Here is a 15,257-nt window from a genome sequence, read left to right as displayed (position 1 = left end):
AGTAGACGTATCCGAGCCGCGGCAAACCGCCTTGAAGCGAAGCCCTCGCCTCGCGCTCAGCGCGCAATCCCCAGCCGCGCCTTCGCATCGTCGTATTCCTTCGACAAGCGCCGCACCAGTTCCGCGACGCTCGGCACGTCATCCATCAAACCGACGCCCTGGCCCGCGCCCCAGATGTCTTTCCACGCCTTCGCCTTGTCGCCGCCGAAGTTCATCTTGGTCTTGTCCGATTCCGGCAGCGCGTCCGGGTCGAGCCCCGCGTTCACGATGCTTTCGCGGATGTAGTTGCCGTGCACGCCGGTGAACAGGTTCGTGTAGATGATGTCCGACGCCGTGGAATTGACGATGGCCTGCTTGTAGCTGTCCACCGCGTGCGCTTCTTTCGTGGCGATGAAACGCGTGCCCATGTACGCGAGGTCCGCGCCCATCGCCTGCGCGGCGAGAATCGAGCCGCCGTTGGCGATCGAGCCCGACAGCACGATCGGGCCGTCGAAGATGCGCCGCACTTCGCCCACCAGCGCGAACGGCGAAGTCGTGCCCGCATGGCCGCCGGCGCCCGACGCCACCAGGATCAGCCCGTCGACGCCCGCTTCCAGCGCCTTCTGCGCATGGCGCAGATTGATCACGTCGTGCAGCACGATGCCGCCGTAGCCATGCACCGCATCGACGATTTCACGCGCGGGCGCGCGCAGGCTAGTGATGAAGATCGGCACCTTATGTTCGACGCACACACGCACGTCGTGCTCGAGCCGCGTATTCGACTGATGAACGATCTGGTTGACCGCAATCGGCCCGATGATCGCATCGGGATGGGCGGCCTTGTGCTCGGCGAGCTGCGCCTGAATCTGCGTGAGCCATTCGTCGAGCAATTCCGCGGGGCGTGCGTTCAGCGCGGGAAACGAACCGACGATGCCGGCCTTGCATTGAGCCAGCACCAGTTCGGGATAGCTGACGATGAACATCGGCGAGGCGACGACGGGCAGCGCAAGTTTTTGCAGGACGGCGGGCAATGCCATGATGCGAGTCTCCTGATTTGAGCGACCGGTGCGGCGTGCAGCGCCCGGCGATGATGAGTTTAGCGGCACCTGGCTGACGGCGCTTCGACGCTCGCGCATCTGTCCACCATGCCGCCGTCTATTAAAGAACGGTCGTTCGATTATAGGCGAAGCGCCTCGCTTGCGTCCGCGTGTTGGTTTGGAACGGTTGGAGGGAGTGTTCAGGTTCTATGCTTGCGTGGGCTAACCCACTCGGGGTGTACATATTGCGCTCCTACAATGCACAGACTTCCAAACGACACGAGACTCCGTTATGGCCTTCGAGAATTTCACGCCTTTTCGCGTCGCCACGGGCGATGTCGACATTTTCGGAGTGAAGGGCGGAGCGGGGCCGCCGCTTCTGTTGCTGCACGGTCATCCGCAATCGCATCTGATCTGGCGGCGTTGCGCCGCGCAACTGGCCGAACACTTCACCGTCATCGCCACTGATTTACGCGGCTACGGCGCGTCGGACAAACCGCCGAGCGACGCCGCCCACACGCCCTATTCGAAACGCGCGATGGCGGCCGACCAGGTCGCCGTGATGCGCCACTTCGGCTTCGAACGTTTTCTGGTGTGCGCGCACGACCGCGGCGCGCGCGTCGCGCATCGCATGGCGCTCGACCATGCCGACGCCGTCGAGCGTCTGATGCTGCTCGACATCGCGCCGACGCTCGCGATGTACGAAGCCACCGACCGCGCGTTCGCCACGCATTACTTCCACTGGTTCTTCCTGATCCAGCCCGAGCCGCTGCCCGAGACGTTGATCGGCGCGAACCCGGCCGCGTATGTCGATTCGGTGATGGGCAGCCGTCATGCGGGGCTGGCCGCGTTCGAACCCGACGCGCTCGACGCCTATCGCTCCGCGCTCGCGCAACCCGGCGCGGTTCACGCGATGTGCGAGGACTACCGCGCGGCGGCGAGCATCGACCTCGAGCACGATCGCGCCGATATCGAGCGGGGCCACAAGATCGGCTGTCCGCTGCGTGTGCTGTGGGGCGACAAGGGGGTGATCGAAAAGTGCTTCGACGCGCTGGCGGAATGGCGCCGCGTGGCGCGCGACGTGAGCGGCCGGTCGCTGCCTTGCGGGCATTACATTCCCGAAGAGGCGTCTGAGCCACTGCTCGCGGAAATGCTGTCTTTCTTCGAAGCGGTCGAACAGTAAGCCGCTTCATTCATGCGCGAGCGCGCGCTTCTTTATGACCCGCCGCGCCCGCCGCTCAACCGAGCGGCGGCAAGCGGCGCGCGACCGGCGTCGACTTGACGATCGCGGTGCTGGTTTCCGCCCGCTCGGTGACTTTCGACAGAATCTCATCCAACTGCTCGATCGAATGCAGATACAGGCGGCAGATAAAGCAGTCGTCGCCCGTCACCTTGTCGCATTCGACGAACTCCGGAATGCGCCGGATCACTTCCTCCACCAGATGCAACTGACCGGGCAGGGGCTTCACGCGCACGATCGCCTGCAACGTGAAGCCGAGCGCGCGCGGATCGATCTGCACCGTGAAGCGCTCGATCACGCCTTGCGCTTCGAGCCTGCGGATGCGCTCCGCCGTGCTCGGCGCCGACAGGCCGACCGCACGCGCCAGTTCGGCGACCGGCTGACGGGCGTCCTCGGCGAGCGCGGCGAGCAGCGCCCGGTCGGTTTCGTCGAGCGACGCGGGCACGGAGGGAGCGAGGCGTTTAATCATGATGGCCTTCGATTCTTAGGTTTAATCGCCGGAAGGCTTAAGTTTAGCCATGTATTGGCGTCCTCGGATTAATTACACTGCCTGTCATGCAGGATTCAATTCGAGGATCGAATCATGGCTTCAAATGAAATTCGCCGCGGGGCCGCGGAGATGAGCATGGCCATGCTGATGTCGGGCACCATCGGCTGGCTGGTGGTGTCGTCGCAGCAGAGCTCGTTCAACGTGGTGTTCTTCCGCTGCATTTTCGGCGGCGCGACCTTGGCGCTGGTGTGCGCCGTATTGGGTCTCTTCAGGCGCAAGCTGTTTTCGTGGACGATGCTCGGCCTCGCCTTGCTCGGCGGCGCGGCGATCGTGCTGAACTGGGTGCTGCTGTTCGCGGCGTATTCGCGCGCGTCGATCTCGATGGCGACGGCCGTCTACAACACGCAGCCTTTCATGCTGGTCGCGCTTGGCGCGCTGATTTTTCGCGAGCGCATTAGCGCGTCGACGGTGGCATGGCTGGTGGTCGCGTTCATCGGCCTCGTGTTCGTCGTGAAAGTCGAGCCGGCGGTGTTGGCGGTGCCGGGGCAGTATCTGGTGGGCGTCGCCTATGCAGTGGGCGCGGCGGCGATGTACGCGGTGTCGTCGATCATCACGAAGCGGCTCAAGGGCACGCCGCCGCATCTCATCGCGCTGATTCAGGTGTCGCTCGGCGTGATGATGCTCGCGCCATTCGTGCGTTTCGACGCGCTGCCGACCAACGGGGTGCAGTGGCTCGAATTGATCGTGCTCGGCGTGGTCAATACCGGCCTCATGTACGTGCTGCTTTACGGCGCGATCCAGAAGCTGCCGACTTCGATGACCGGCGCGCTGTCGTTCATTTATCCGGTGGTGGCGATCATCGTCGATCGAATCGCGTTCGGGCAGACGCTCGCATGGATTCAGATACTCGGCGCGGTGCTGATTCTGCTCGCGGCGGCCGGTGTCAATCTCGGCTGGCGGATCGTGCCGCAGAAGCGCTTGTCGTCGACGTGACGAGCCTCCGCTTGCTCGCGTTCCGTGTGGATGCTACGGATTCCGGAACGAGGGATTGTTCATATGGGCGGATCAATGCGCGAACGGATCGCGCGCAAAGCGAGCGGCCATGCGGGTTCGCGCGACACCACCTGTATGCCGGATTAAAACGCGGCGTCAAACTTCTGTAGGGAAATCACTGATGCGGTCGCAAATCCGGCGCGCGTATCATTCGTAACGACGCTGATCACGTCCGACAGAATTTCCGCCGCTCGCCATTCTCATTGGTCGAGCGGCTTTCTTTTTGTGGCGACGGTTTTTAGCCGCACGCCGCTTGGACCCCACACCAGCGCGCGAGCGTCAAGCCTGACGGGCGACAAGGCGCGCGCCGTCCACCGCCAGCGGCCCATTTCGCGCCGCGAGTTCCTCGACGATCTCCCGCATCAGCGCCGGCCATTCGCCGCGCGGCTTGAGCATCGACGCGGCGGCGCGCATCGCGGCAGCTTCATCGAGCATTCGCAGCAGGACGTCGAAGCCCATCTCGCGGACTTCGAGCAGCTTGAACACGATCAACACCTTCAACGCATTCCTGGCATTGCGCGCCGGATCGGCTCGCAACCATGCGACGCGCGAAAACGCCCGCTCCAACGCTTGCCCGACATTCGTGAAAGGCGCGCCGTGGCCGGGAATCACTAGGCGCACGTCCCGCTCCGCAATCGCTTCGAGCACCGCTTGTTCCTCGGCGAAACCGCTTTCACCTTCCAGCTCGGGGAAAATCACGCCGAAGCCGTTTTCCCACAGCGCGTCCGCGCTGATCAGGATGCGCTCGTCCGCGCAATACAGCATCAACGAATGCGGATCGTGGCCGGGCGCACCGAGCACCTGCCAATCGAGCGCGCCGAGCCGCAACCGCACGCCGGGCGCGATGGTCTCGGTGAAGCGGAAGCGCTCGCAAGCTTGCCCCGTCGCGCGAAACGTCAGACGCGTTTCGTCCCATGCGCGCACGGCGTCGGCTTCGGAGACGGGAATCGCGGTCCTGCACGGCCACGTTGCCTGCAAGAGCGCGTTACCGCCGCAGTGATCCGAATGCAGATGCGTGTTGACGATCAGATCGAGCGGCCGCGCGCCGAGCGTCTGCCGCACCAGGGCGAGCGTTTGCGGCGCATGTGTCGCATAGCCGGTATCGACGAGCGCGGCGCACGCATCGTCGATCAGCAGCACGTTGTTCGACGAGAGCCAGCCACGCTCGAATACCTTGATGGATGGCGGCAGCGCAATCACGATGCGTTCGCCGATGCTTCGGGCTTCGGCATCACCAGAACGGTGGAGGCGCCGATCAACACGGTGTCGCCGCGCTGGTTCACCACCGCTCCATCGAGATGCGTCAGATCGCCGTTCAGGCTCGGCTTCCAGTAGGCGTCGCGCACGCGCCAGGTGATCGTGAGCGTGTCGTTCGCATGGACCGCCTTTTTCAGCTTGATGTCGAACTCGAGACCGAGCGGCTGCGCGTAGGTCGAAAAATGCGTCGCCAGCAGCGCCATGAAATAGGCGGTCGGCTGCGTGCCCGAAGCGATCAACCCGCCGAAGCGGCTTTGCGCGGCATAGGTGTCGTCGTGATGCAACGGGTTCAAGTCGTTGACGAGCGTGGCGAACGATTTCACCGACTCCGCCGAAAGCGCGAGCGTCGAGCTGAACGTCTCGCCTATCGTGACGATGCGCGGCGGCGCGTTCATCGCGGCACCTTCGCTTGCGTCGCCATGAGCTGCGCGTGACGCGCCTCGATCGCGTCCCACACCGCGCGCTTCGCGTCGTTGTCGAACGAGGACCAGCCGGCGATTTCGTCGATGCTGCGCAGACACCCTTCGCACCAGCCGGTCGACGCGTCCATCTTGCAGACGTTGATGCAGGGCGACGGCACGGCAGCGCCGTCGTCGTCGTGGCCGAGGCTTTCGGTCATGGCTTCACGCGGTTTCGCGCAGCGCCACGTCGATCACCGGCGCACCCGTCAGCGTAATCAATTCCTGTGCCGTGAGATTGAACACCGCATGCGGATGGCCCGCCGCGGCCCACAAGCTGTCGAGCGTCAGCAGGTCGGCATCGATCAGCGTCACCGGTTCGGTCGCATGGCCGATCGGACACACGCCGCCGATCGCATAGCCGGTTTTTTCGCGCACGAACTTCGCATCCGCGCGGCCGATCTCGCCGACTTGCGCGGCCACCTTCTTCTCGTCGACGCGATTCGCGCCGCTCGCGACCACCAGCACGGGCGCGTCGTCCTCGCGACGGCGAAACAGGATCGACTTGGCGATCTGCGCGACCGAGCAGCCGAGCCCGGCGGCGGCTTCGGCGGAAGTCTTGCCGGTTTCCGGCAGCATCACGATGCGGCCGGCGTGGCCGCGCTCGCGCAGCAACAGCGCGACGCGGCGCGCCGAGTCGGGCAGCGCGGCGAGATTGTCGGATTCGAGGAAAGCGTCGTCCATCATTGTTTTAGATCCTGATTGATTGGCTGAGGTCAAACACAGTTGCCCGCTTCGCTGCGCGCCTTGGCGAGCAGCGCCTTGCCGGCGCGCGATACGTTGGGCCGGCCGATCGACGTCGAGATGAAGTCGCCGATCGCCACGACTTGCGCGAGGTCGATACCGGTTTCGATGCCGAGGCCGTTCATCAGATACAGCACGTCCTCGGTCGCGACGTTGCCCGTCGCGCCCTTCGCATACGGACAGCCGCCGAGCCCCGCCACCGACGCGTGATAAATCTCGATGCCTTCCTGCAACGCGGCGTAGATGTTCGCGAGCGCCTGGCCGTAAGTGTCGTGGAAGTGGCCCGATAGACGTTCACGCGGAAACACCTTGGTCACCGCATCGAACACTTCGCGCGTGCGCTTCGGCGTGCCGACGCCGATCGTATCGGCAATGTCGATTTCGTCGCAGCCGAGCGCCGCGAAACGTTCGACCACATCGACCACCGAGGCCACCGGCACCTCGCCCTGATACGGGCAGCCCAGCGCGCACGACACGCTGCCGCGAATCCGCAGGCGGTTTTCCTTCGCCGCGCGCGCCACGGGTGCGAAGCGGTCGATGCTTTCCGCGATGCTGCAATTGATGTTCTTCTGCGAAAACGCTTCGCTGGCCGCGCCGAAAATCACGATCTCGTCGGCGCGCGCGGCGAGCGCGCCTTCGAAGCCGCGCATGTTCGGCGTCAGCACCGAGTAGATCGTGCCTGGGCGCCGTTCGATACCGGCCATGACGTCGGCGCCGTCGGCCATTTGCGGCACCCATTTCGGCGAGACGAATGACGCCGCTTCGACGTTGCGAAAACCCGCCGCCGATAAGCGGTTGATCAACTCGATCTTGATCGCCGTGGCGACGAATTCCTTTTCGTTCTGCAGCCCGTCACGCGGACCGACTTCGACGATTTTCACTTGCTGCGGTAAGGCCATGATGTGTCTCCTGCCGCGCTTGGCGGCGCTCCTTCATTGATGTCTCTCAGTGCCTGCTCGAAGCTCACCCGGCTCTCAATACCCGCGTTCGATATTCACCACGCCGCTGACCGTTTCGCCGCGCGCGAGCGCCGTGATTTTCCGCGCGACCTGCGCGACGCTTTCCTCGCGCAACGTCAGCGCGGAGATGTGCGGCGTGATCGTGATACGCGGCTCCCGCCAGAACAGATGATCGGGCGGCAACGGCTCCTCGCGGAACACGTCGAGCGTGGCGGCGGCGAGTTGGCCGCTCGCGAGCGCTTCGAGCAGATCCTGTTCGACCAGATGCCCGCCGCGCGCGACGTTGATCAGATAGGCACCGCGCGCGAGCTTCGAGAAGGTGCGCGCGTTCAGCACGCCGGCTGTATCCGGCGTATGCGGCAGCAGATTCACCAGCACTTTCACGCCGTCGAGAAAGGCATCGAACTGCGCCTCGCCGGCGAAGGTCGTGATGCCCTCGATGTGCCGCGCGCCGCGGCTATAACCGCGCACCGGCATGCCGAAGCCCGCGAGCGTTTGCGCGACATGCGCGCCGAGCACGCCAAGCCCGAGCACGCCGACCGTGAAGGTCTCGCGCGGATGCGGTTCGAGCACTTCCCAGCGGCGTTCGCTTTGCAGCGTCTGGTATTCGTCGAAACGGCGCAGGTAGCGCAGCACCGCGTGCGCGACGTACTCGGCCATTTGCGGCGCCATGCCGGTGTCCTCCAGGCGGATCAACTGGGCGTTGCGCGGCAAGATGCCCGGCTGTTCGCTTTCGAGCGCGAGGATCGCATCCACGCCCGCGCCCAGATTGAAGATCGCGCGCAAGTCGTCGCGGCCGGCCAGCATCTCGCGCGGCGGCCGCCACACGACCGCGAAGTCCGCCGGCGCGGTGTCGCCAGGCTGCCACTCGCGCAGATCGGCCTCGGGCAGCGCGCGGGCAAAGTCGTGAAGCCAGGCGGCGGCATCGGCATGCGGCATGTAGAAGAGGATTTTCATACGGTCAGAAAGACGCCTGCGTTGTCGGGGCGGATTGCGGGGAAGGCCCCTTGTGACGGCTGCGACGCGCGCGGCGCTTCAGACGACGCTTGCGGCATGGAGCCTCCTCCTTTTATGGGTAGGCTTCATTCTACTTTTTCGACGCCGATCGCGCGCGTTTGCGGACGGCCGTGCAATTCGCCGGTCACGCGGCACATGGCACCGGCCGTCGCTCGGGCCAGTCGCCGGCCACGTCGCCTGCTACGTCGACAGTCACGGCGCCGCCATCTCGACCGCCATTTAGCCCGATAAACAAAGCACAAAAACTTGGTTCGTTCGCGCGGCGCGCAGCGGGACAATACCTTCCCGGATTCCCTTTGCGAGGGACAGACATGCTTTCATGCACCAAATCGACATGGCCGCCGCGGCTCGTGACCGTGCCCGGTCTGCACGGCAGCGAGGGCGCGCATTGGCAAACATGGCTGGAGCGGCAGTTCGCGCGCTCGCTGCGCGTCGAACAGGCCGACTGGGACGCGCCGGACCTCGCACTATGGGCGAAGTCGCTGCGCGATCTGCTCGCGCGCGAGCGCGGACCGTTCGTGCTGGCCGCGCATAGCTTCGGTTGCCTCGCGACCGCGCATGCGTTGCAGCAGGCGTCGTATGCGAACGACGTGGTCGGCGTGCTGTTCGTCGCGCCCGCGAGCCCGGAGAAATTCGGCTTCGCGGGAACGTTCGACGCGCGGCGCCTCGGCGTGCCGTCGATCCTGATCGGCAGCGAAACCGATCCGTGGATGCCGCTCGCCGGTTCGCGCGATCTCGCGCAGCGTTTCGGCAGCGCGTTCGTCAATCTCGGCGACGCGGGACATATCAACACCGCGGCCGGTTTCGGCCCCTGGCCGCGAGCCAAGTATTTCATCGACACGCTGGTGCATTGCGCCGCGCCATTGCGCTTTCGCGAGGATGCCTTCGAGGCCGCGCAGCACGCATTCGTTTGAGGCTTCGCGCCGCGCTCGATGCACCGGCCCCGGCACGAGTGAGCCAGTAAGCGATCCGTTAGAATCCCGCTTCATGCCGCGCGTTCGTGCGGCCACCGGTTTTCATCATCGATAGGCGGGGACAAGATGGCAGGCAAGACGGGCACATCGCGCTGGCTGGCAGCCGGCATGACGGCAATCACGCTCGCGCTCGGCGGCGTGTCGACGGCGCACGCGCAAGCGTCGTTGCTCAACGTCTCGTACGACGTGACGCGCGAGTTGTACAAGGACATCAACGCCGGCTTCATCGCGGCGTACAAGCAGAAGACCGGCGAGACCGTGTCGATCCGCCAGTCGCACGGCGCGTCGAGCGCGCAGGCCTTGTCGGTGCTGCAAGGCTTGCAGGCCGACGTCGTGACGATGAACCAGCCGAACGACATCGACCTGCTCGCCGAAAAGGGCCAACTGGTGCCGACCAACTGGCGTGCGCGCATGCCGAACGACAGCGCGCCGTACACCACGACGATGGTGTTCCTCGTGCGCAAGGGCAACCCGAAGCACATCAAGGACTGGGACGATCTCGCCAAGCCCGGCGTGCAGGTGGTGATCGCCAATCCCAAGACCTCGGGTAACGGCCGCTATACGTATCTGGCCGCGTGGGGTTATCGCAAGCAGCACGGCGGCACCGACGCGCAGGCGCTCGACTTCGAAAAAGCGATCTTCAGGAACGTGCCGGTGCTCGACACGGGCGGCCGCGGCGCGACCACCACGTTCACGCAGCGCGGCATCGGCGACGTGCTGGTGACGTTCGAAAACGAAGTCGCGCTGATGAACACAGGTGTGGGCGCGGGCAATTTCGAAGCGGTGTATCCGTCGGTGAGCTTGCTGGCGGCGCCGCCCGTGGCGATCGTCGACAAGGTGGTGGACAAGCGCGGCACGCGCAAGGAAGCGCAGGCGTATCTCGACTATCTGTGGTCGGCGGCCGCGCAGGAAATCATCGCGCAACATCATCTGCGTCCGCGCGACAGGAACGTGCTCGCCAAGCATGAGGCGGAGTTCAAGCCGATCAAGACCTTCACCGTCGAAGAGATGTTCGGTAGCTGGCAGAAAGCGCAGCAAACGCATTTCTCCGATGGCGGGACGTTCGATCAGATCATCGTGGATAGGAAGTAAAGCTTCGCGTGAAGCACAAAGGCCGCCTTCGGTTCGTTACCGAGGCGGCCTTTTTTATTGCGCGAATTGCTATCGCATGCGCTTGTTGCGTTTAGTTGGGCGCAGCGTGCGAGTCATGACCGTGTTCGCAGCCATGCTCGCAACCGCTCTGATCGAGCGGCATCTGTTGCGCCGCTTCCGCCCGAATCCCCAGGCGCTCCAACAGCTTGCGATCCGCCTCCGCTTGCGGATTGCTGGTGGTCAGCAACTGATCGCCATAGAAAATCGAATTCGCGCCGGCGAGAAAGCACATGGCCTGCAACGCTTCGTTCATCTGCTCGCGTCCCGCCGACAGACGCACCATCGCGCGCGGCATCGTGATGCGTGCAATTGCGATCGTGCGCACGAACTCGAATGGGTCGATCGCTTCCGTGCCGGTCAGCGGCGTGCCTTCCACTTGCACCAGGTTGTTGATCGGCACCGACTCGGGATACGGCTCCATGTTCGCCAGTTGCGCGATCAAGCCAGCCCGCTCGCGGCGCGACTCGCCCAAACCGACGATGCCGCCGCAGCACACGTTGATGCCCGCGTCGCGCACCCGTTCGAGCGTGTCGAGACGGTCCTGATACGTGCGCGTCGAAATGATCTGGCCGTAGAACTCCGGCGACGTATCGAGGTTGTGGTTGTAGTAGTCGAGGCCCGCTTCGCGCAGAGCTTGCGCCTGGTGCGTCTCCAGCATGCCGAGCGTCACGCAGGTTTCGAGACCCATCGCCTTCACGCCGCGGATCATGTCCTTGATCGGCTCCAGGTGCCGGTCTTTCGGATTGCGCCACGCGGCGCCCATGCAAAAGCGCGTTGCGCCGTTTTGCTTGGCGGCGCGCGCGGCGGCGAGGACTTCGTCGACCGGCATCAGCTTGTCGGCCTGCAGGCCCGTGTCGTGATGCACCGACTGCGGACAGTACGCGCAATCTTCCTCGCAGCCGCCCGTCTTGATCGACAGCAGCGTCGACAGTTGCACGGTGTTCGCGTCGAAATGCTCGCGATGTGTTTGCTGCGCGCGGAACATCAGATCGTTGAACGGCAGTTCGTACAGCGCGACGATGTCGGCGACGCGCCAGCGCGCGAGCTGTTTGCTGTCCGATGCGGCGCTATTGGCGTTGTGATTGGCATTGTTGTTGGCGGCCGCCGTGTCGACCGGCGTCGGAGCGATGTTCAGTTGCGTCATGTCGTCAATCCTCATGGATGGATGTGATGTTGATCAGCGCCGCGCGTCGCGCAGCGTCTGCAAGAGTCGGTCGATGTCGAGCCGGTCCGCCGCGAGTTCGGGCGAAGCCGGACTCAGATGCGGCACGATGCCGAGCAAGGGCGCGTCGTGTTCGCGCGCAAGATGCTCGCGGATCGACGCGATGTTTTCGTCGGGGAACGTCATGTCGGGGTCGACGCGGTTCGCCACCCAGCCGGCCAGCGTCAGTCCGCGCGCGGCGATCGCTTCGGCGGTGAGCAGCGCATGGTTGATGCAGCCGAGGCGCAGGCCGACCACCAGCACGACCGGCAGCTTCAAGGCGACGGCGAGATCGGCGGTGTCCGCAGTCGCCGTCAACGGCACGCGAAAGCCGCCGACGCCTTCCACGACCACGACGTCCGCGCGTTTCACAGCTTCGGCATGGCAAGCGACGATGTGCGCGATATCGAAGGTGACGTTTTCCAGCGCGGCCGCGATGTGCGGCGCGGCCGGTTCTTTCAGCAGATAGGGCGTGCGAATGTCGGGCGGCAACAAGACGTTCGATGCGGCGTCGAGTTGATCCGCGTCCTCGTTATGCAGAACGCCGTCGAGTTCGAACGCGCCGGCGGCGATCGGCTTCATCGCGGCGGCTTGCAGGCCTTCGCGAACGAAGCCGCGCAACAGCGCCGACGAAACGAACGTCTTGCCGATTTCCGTATCGGTGCCGGTGACGAAGAGAGACAGCGCCGTGCTCATGCCGCTTTCGCTCCCGCTTGTTGAAGGCCCGCTTCGAGCCGGTCGAGATCCGCTTGCGCGTGCGCGGCGGAAAGCGAAATACGCAAGCGCGACGTGCCGGTGGGCACGGTCGGCGGACGAATCGCCGGCACCCACAGACCCGCGCGGTCGAGCAGGGCGGCGATGTCGAGCGTGGCTTCGTTCGCGCCGATGACGAGCGGCTGCACGGCGGTATGCGAATCGACCGGAAGCCACGGCGTGGCTTTCAGCATCTCACGCGTGCGTTCGATCAATTGCCGAAGATGCGCGCGCCGCGCATCGCCTTCGTCGCCGCCGATGATGCGCAAACTCGCCGACACCGCATACGCGGCGGCAGGCACCGAGGCCGTGGTGAAAATGTACGGACGCGCGCGCTGCACGAGCCATTCGATCACGGTGCCGTGCGCGACGACGAACGCGCCCGAGACGCCCGCCGCCTTGCCGAGCGTGCCGATCGAAATCAGGTTCGGCGAGCGCAGCGCGGCCTGCGCGATCGCGCCGCGGCCTTGCGGACCGAGCACGCCGAAGCCATGCGCGTCGTCGAGAATCAGCCACGCGCCGTGTTGCTCAGCGAGTTCCAGCAGACGCGGCAGCGGCGCGATATCGCCGTCCATGCTGAACACCGTATCGGAGACGATCACTTTCACTTCCGCGTCGGAAGCGTCGAGCATCGCGCTCAACGCTTCGGTATCGCAGTGCGGGTAGATCTGCACGTCGGCGCGCGACAGGCGCGCGCCGTCGATCAGCGACGCGTGATTCAACGCGTCGGAGAAAAGCGTCGTGCCGCGGCCCGCGAGCGCGGTGAGCGTCGCGAGGTTCGCCATGTAGCCGGTGCTGAAGTACAGCGCGCGCGCATTGTCGACGAAGCCGCCGACGAATTCCGCGAGGTCGTCTTCGAGTTGCGCATGCGCGCGCGAGTGGCCGCCGAGCAGATGCGAACCGCCGCTGCCCGCGCCATAGCGCCGCGCGCCTTCCCCGATCGCGGCGATCAGTTGCGGATGCGCGGCGAGGCCGAGGTAGTCGTTACTGGCGAAGCCGATGATCTCGCGGCCGTCCACCGTCATGTGCGCGGCGCACGGCGTGTCGGCGGTGCGGCGGTGACGGCGCAGGCCGCGTGCGTCGATGTCCTTCAGGCCTTGTGCAAGTGTGTCGAGCAAGTGCATTAGCGCGCCTCCGCGAGCGTGGCTTCGAACGTTTCATGAGTGCGCGAGGCGAGCAGCGCGAGTTCTTCGTCGTCGAGAATGTACGGCGGCATCAGATACACGGTGGTCGAAATCGGGCGCAGCAGCAGCTCGCGCTGCAACGCGTTTTCGAAGAAGCGGCGCGAGAATGTCCTCGCGTGTTGAGCGTCGTCGATCACCGCGTCGAACGCGAAGATCGTGCCGCACTGGCGCGGATTGCGCACCTGCTCGTGCCCAGCGAGCGGAGCAAGCGCGGCCTTCAGTTTCGCGGACTTCTGCGCGTTGACGGCGAGGACGTTGTCGCTCGCGAACAGGTCGAGCGTGGCGAGCGCCGCGCGGCACGCGAGCGGATTGCCGGTGTAGGAATGCGAATGCAGGAAGCCGCGCGCGGTGTCGTCGTGATAGAAGGCCGCGAAGATTTCATCGCGCGACAACACGATCGAGAGCGGCAGATAACCGCCGCTAATGCCTTTCGACAGACACAGAAAGTCCGGCCAGATGCCCGCCTGCTCGCATGCGAAGAACGTGCCGGTGCGGCCGCAACCGACGGCGATTTCATCGGCGATCAGATGCACGCCGTACTGGTCGCACAACGCGCGCAATCCGGCGAGATACGACGCGTCGTGCATCGCCATGCCGGCTGCGCATTGCACGAGCGGCTCGACGATCAGCGCGGCGATTGTGTCGGCGCGCGCTTCGAATAGCGAGCGCACGTGATCGAGCGCGCGGCGCGCGACGTCGTCGGCGGTCTCGCCAGGCTGCGCGAGACGCGCATCGGGCGACGCGACGACGTGCGCGTGACGGATCAACGGGTCGTAGGCGTCCTTGAAGAGCGCGACGTCGGTGACGCCGAGCGCGCCGATGGTCTCGCCGTGGTAGCTGTTGGCGAGGCAGACGAATTCCTGCTTGTCGGCGAAGCCGCGATTGCGCCATGAGTGGAAGCTCATCTTCAGCGCTATTTCGACGGCGGATGCGCCATCGGACGCGAAGAACGCGTGGCCGAGCGTGTTGCCGGTGAGCGCGCCGAGGCGCTCCGCGAGTTCGATGGCCGGCTCGTGCGTGCAGCCCGCGAGCATCGCGTGTTCGAGCGTGTCGAGCTGGTCTTTCAGCGCCGCGTTGATGCGCGGGTTCGCGTGGCCGAACAGGTTGACCCACCAGGAGCTGATCGCGTCCAGATAACGGTGATCGGCGCGGTCGTAAAGCCACGCGCCCTGGCCGCGCGCGACGGGAATGAGCGGCAGACGCTCGTGGTGCTTCATCTGCGTGCAGGGGTGCCAGATGGCGCGCAGGCTGCGGGCGATCCAGTCTTCTCGTGATGACGGTTGTGTTGCCGGGTTTTGCAAAGCGGGTACTCCAGGATGCTTTTTGCCGCTGCGCGTAGGGCTTTTTAGGGCCGTTTCGTTGCGCTGCGCGCGGCGTTTGGCGATGCGCGCGGGGTCGAGATTAGCGGTTTATTTCGTTGCGCGCACCTGCGCTGGAATTTGGGGTTTTGCTTGCTGGGCTGGGGTTTGGGGCTGTTCGACGCAGGTCGTTTCTGTTTTCTCGTGAAGGTCGCTGATCGGTGCAGTTGACGACGGCAAAGTAGTGGGATGTAGGTGGGGTTTGGCCTGCTCGGCGCTGTTGTTTTGCGCGTTTTGGCCTTTCCTTATCTTGGCCTTTGCTTGATTTGTTAGTGGTCTATTGGCGTTGCCCCTGTGCGGGGCGGCACCTACTTTCTTTGCCGCCGCAAAGAAAGTAGGCAAAGAAAGCGGCTCACACCGCCAGCTTTGAAGCGGGTCCCCTGGCTTGGAGGGCGCAGTGG

Annotated in this window: 16 protein-coding genes and 1 pseudogene; 4 read left to right on the top strand and 13 right to left on the bottom strand. The window is 64.9% G+C overall.

Annotated features, from left to right (window positions below; translation table 11 throughout):
- Positions 1 to 56: 56 nt before the first annotated feature.
- Positions 57 to 1,016, bottom strand: coding sequence for an NAD(P)H-dependent flavin oxidoreductase (locus BUE39_RS29600; protein ID WP_073432220.1), 960 nt, complete (start codon positions 1,014 to 1,016; stop codon positions 57 to 59).
- A gap of 292 nt (positions 1,017 to 1,308) precedes the next feature.
- Between BUE39_RS29600 and BUE39_RS29595 the strand changes: the two genes are divergently transcribed.
- Positions 1,309 to 2,199: an alpha/beta fold hydrolase gene (locus BUE39_RS29595; protein WP_073432219.1), complete on the top strand. Its 891-nt coding sequence runs from the start codon at positions 1,309 to 1,311 to the stop codon at positions 2,197 to 2,199.
- Between the two features lie 55 nt (positions 2,200 to 2,254).
- On the opposite strand, the gene BUE39_RS29590 is transcribed toward BUE39_RS29595, so the two are convergent.
- On the bottom strand, positions 2,255 to 2,725 hold the full coding sequence (locus BUE39_RS29590; protein ID WP_073432218.1) for an Lrp/AsnC family transcriptional regulator: 471 nt from the start codon (positions 2,723 to 2,725) through the stop codon (positions 2,255 to 2,257).
- A gap of 114 nt (positions 2,726 to 2,839) precedes the next feature.
- Here BUE39_RS29590 and BUE39_RS29585 point away from each other — a divergent pair, with 114 nt between their 5' ends.
- Positions 2,840 to 3,739 (top strand): DMT family transporter, encoded by a 900-nt coding sequence (locus BUE39_RS29585; RefSeq protein WP_073432217.1) that lies wholly within the window; start codon positions 2,840 to 2,842, stop codon positions 3,737 to 3,739.
- Between the two features lie 339 nt (positions 3,740 to 4,078).
- Here the strand turns inward: BUE39_RS29585 and BUE39_RS29580 are convergent, their stop codons facing one another.
- The 6 genes from BUE39_RS29580 to BUE39_RS29555 form a co-directional block, all read right to left on the bottom strand.
- Positions 4,079 to 4,999 (bottom strand): MBL fold metallo-hydrolase, encoded by a 921-nt coding sequence (locus BUE39_RS29580; RefSeq protein WP_073432216.1) that lies wholly within the window; start codon positions 4,997 to 4,999, stop codon positions 4,079 to 4,081.
- Complete coding sequence (locus BUE39_RS29575) at positions 4,996 to 5,451, bottom strand: MaoC family dehydratase (protein WP_073432215.1); 456 nt, start codon at positions 5,449 to 5,451, stop codon at positions 4,996 to 4,998. The genes BUE39_RS29580 and BUE39_RS29575 overlap by 4 nt, the downstream gene beginning before the upstream one ends.
- Positions 5,448 to 5,675, bottom strand: a complete 228-nt coding sequence (locus tag BUE39_RS29570; RefSeq protein WP_073432214.1) for a DUF1289 domain-containing protein — start codon at positions 5,673 to 5,675, stop codon at positions 5,448 to 5,450. Before BUE39_RS29570 ends, BUE39_RS29575 begins: the two co-directional genes overlap by 4 nt.
- 4 nt (positions 5,676 to 5,679) lie before the next feature.
- A complete protein-coding gene (locus tag BUE39_RS29565; protein WP_073432213.1) occupies positions 5,680 to 6,201 on the bottom strand; it encodes a YbaK/EbsC family protein in 522 nt (173 codons plus the stop codon).
- A 29-nt stretch (positions 6,202 to 6,230) separates the two neighbouring features.
- Positions 6,231 to 7,157, bottom strand: a complete 927-nt coding sequence (locus BUE39_RS29560; RefSeq protein ID WP_073432212.1) for a hydroxymethylglutaryl-CoA lyase — start codon at positions 7,155 to 7,157, stop codon at positions 6,231 to 6,233.
- A 75-nt stretch (positions 7,158 to 7,232) separates the two neighbouring features.
- Positions 7,233 to 8,174: a 2-hydroxyacid dehydrogenase gene (locus tag BUE39_RS29555; protein ID WP_073432211.1), complete on the bottom strand. Its 942-nt coding sequence runs from the start codon at positions 8,172 to 8,174 to the stop codon at positions 7,233 to 7,235.
- Positions 8,175 to 8,545: 371 nt separating this feature from the next.
- Here BUE39_RS29555 and BUE39_RS29550 point away from each other — a divergent pair, with 371 nt between their 5' ends.
- On the top strand, positions 8,546 to 9,148 hold the full coding sequence (locus BUE39_RS29550; RefSeq protein ID WP_073432210.1) for an RBBP9/YdeN family alpha/beta hydrolase: 603 nt from the start codon (positions 8,546 to 8,548) through the stop codon (positions 9,146 to 9,148).
- 126 nt (positions 9,149 to 9,274) lie between these two features.
- Entirely contained in the window at positions 9,275 to 10,300 is a 1,026-nt protein-coding gene (locus BUE39_RS29545) for a sulfate ABC transporter substrate-binding protein (protein ID WP_073432209.1), read from the top strand.
- A 91-nt stretch (positions 10,301 to 10,391) separates the two neighbouring features.
- Here BUE39_RS29545 and bioB read toward each other — a convergent pair whose 3' ends face one another.
- The 5 genes and pseudogenes from bioB to BUE39_RS35720 form a co-directional block, all read right to left on the bottom strand.
- Entirely contained in the window at positions 10,392 to 11,504 is a 1,113-nt protein-coding gene (bioB, locus tag BUE39_RS29540; protein WP_073432208.1) for a biotin synthase BioB, read from the bottom strand.
- A 33-nt stretch (positions 11,505 to 11,537) separates the two neighbouring features.
- The gene (bioD, locus tag BUE39_RS29535) at positions 11,538 to 12,257 is read right to left on the bottom strand and encodes a dethiobiotin synthase (RefSeq protein WP_073432207.1); all 720 of its coding nucleotides are present in this window, start codon (positions 12,255 to 12,257) and stop codon (positions 11,538 to 11,540) included.
- The gene (bioF, locus tag BUE39_RS29530; RefSeq protein ID WP_073432206.1) at positions 12,254 to 13,438 is read right to left on the bottom strand and encodes an 8-amino-7-oxononanoate synthase; all 1,185 of its coding nucleotides are present in this window, start codon (positions 13,436 to 13,438) and stop codon (positions 12,254 to 12,256) included. The genes bioD and bioF overlap by 4 nt, the downstream gene beginning before the upstream one ends.
- Positions 13,438 to 14,799 carry an adenosylmethionine--8-amino-7-oxononanoate transaminase gene (gene bioA, locus BUE39_RS29525; protein WP_073432205.1) on the bottom strand — a complete coding sequence of 454 codons (1,362 nt, stop codon included), beginning with the start codon at positions 14,797 to 14,799 and terminating at the stop codon, positions 13,438 to 13,440. Before bioA ends, bioF begins: the two co-directional genes overlap by 1 nt.
- Before the next feature lie 108 nt (positions 14,800 to 14,907).
- Positions 14,908 to 15,257: pseudogene (locus tag BUE39_RS35720) on the bottom strand (hypothetical protein); the annotation flags it as partial.

The sequence above is a fragment of the Paraburkholderia terricola genome, from assembly GCF_900142195.1.
Lineage (GTDB): Bacteria > Pseudomonadota > Gammaproteobacteria > Burkholderiales > Burkholderiaceae > Paraburkholderia > Paraburkholderia terricola.
This window is presented reverse-complemented; position numbering and strand designations above follow the sequence as displayed.

Coding starts and splice junctions, on each gene's coding strand:
- bioB (WP_073432208.1), bottom strand. CDS start 11,504: ATGACGCAACTGAACATCGCTCCGACGCCGGTCGACACGGCGGCCGCC.
- BUE39_RS29555 (WP_073432211.1), bottom strand. CDS start 8,174: ATGAAAATCCTCTTCTACATGCCGCATGCCGATGCCGCCGCCTGGCTT.
- BUE39_RS29590 (WP_073432218.1), bottom strand. CDS start 2,725: ATGATTAAACGCCTCGCTCCCTCCGTGCCCGCGTCGCTCGACGAAACC.
- BUE39_RS29565 (WP_073432213.1), bottom strand. CDS start 6,201: ATGATGGACGACGCTTTCCTCGAATCCGACAATCTCGCCGCGCTGCCC.
- BUE39_RS29545 (WP_073432209.1), top strand. CDS start 9,275: ATGGCAGGCAAGACGGGCACATCGCGCTGGCTGGCAGCCGGCATGACG.
- BUE39_RS29570 (WP_073432214.1), bottom strand. CDS start 5,675: ATGACCGAAAGCCTCGGCCACGACGACGACGGCGCTGCCGTGCCGTCG.
- BUE39_RS29595 (WP_073432219.1), top strand. CDS start 1,309: ATGGCCTTCGAGAATTTCACGCCTTTTCGCGTCGCCACGGGCGATGTC.
- bioD (WP_073432207.1), bottom strand. CDS start 12,257: ATGAGCACGGCGCTGTCTCTCTTCGTCACCGGCACCGATACGGAAATC.
- bioF (WP_073432206.1), bottom strand. CDS start 13,438: ATGCACTTGCTCGACACACTTGCACAAGGCCTGAAGGACATCGACGCA.
- BUE39_RS29560 (WP_073432212.1), bottom strand. CDS start 7,157: ATGGCCTTACCGCAGCAAGTGAAAATCGTCGAAGTCGGTCCGCGTGAC.
- BUE39_RS29585 (WP_073432217.1), top strand. CDS start 2,840: ATGGCTTCAAATGAAATTCGCCGCGGGGCCGCGGAGATGAGCATGGCC.
- BUE39_RS29575 (WP_073432215.1), bottom strand. CDS start 5,451: ATGAACGCGCCGCCGCGCATCGTCACGATAGGCGAGACGTTCAGCTCG.
- BUE39_RS29550 (WP_073432210.1), top strand. CDS start 8,546: ATGCTTTCATGCACCAAATCGACATGGCCGCCGCGGCTCGTGACCGTG.
- BUE39_RS29600 (WP_073432220.1), bottom strand. CDS start 1,016: ATGGCATTGCCCGCCGTCCTGCAAAAACTTGCGCTGCCCGTCGTCGCC.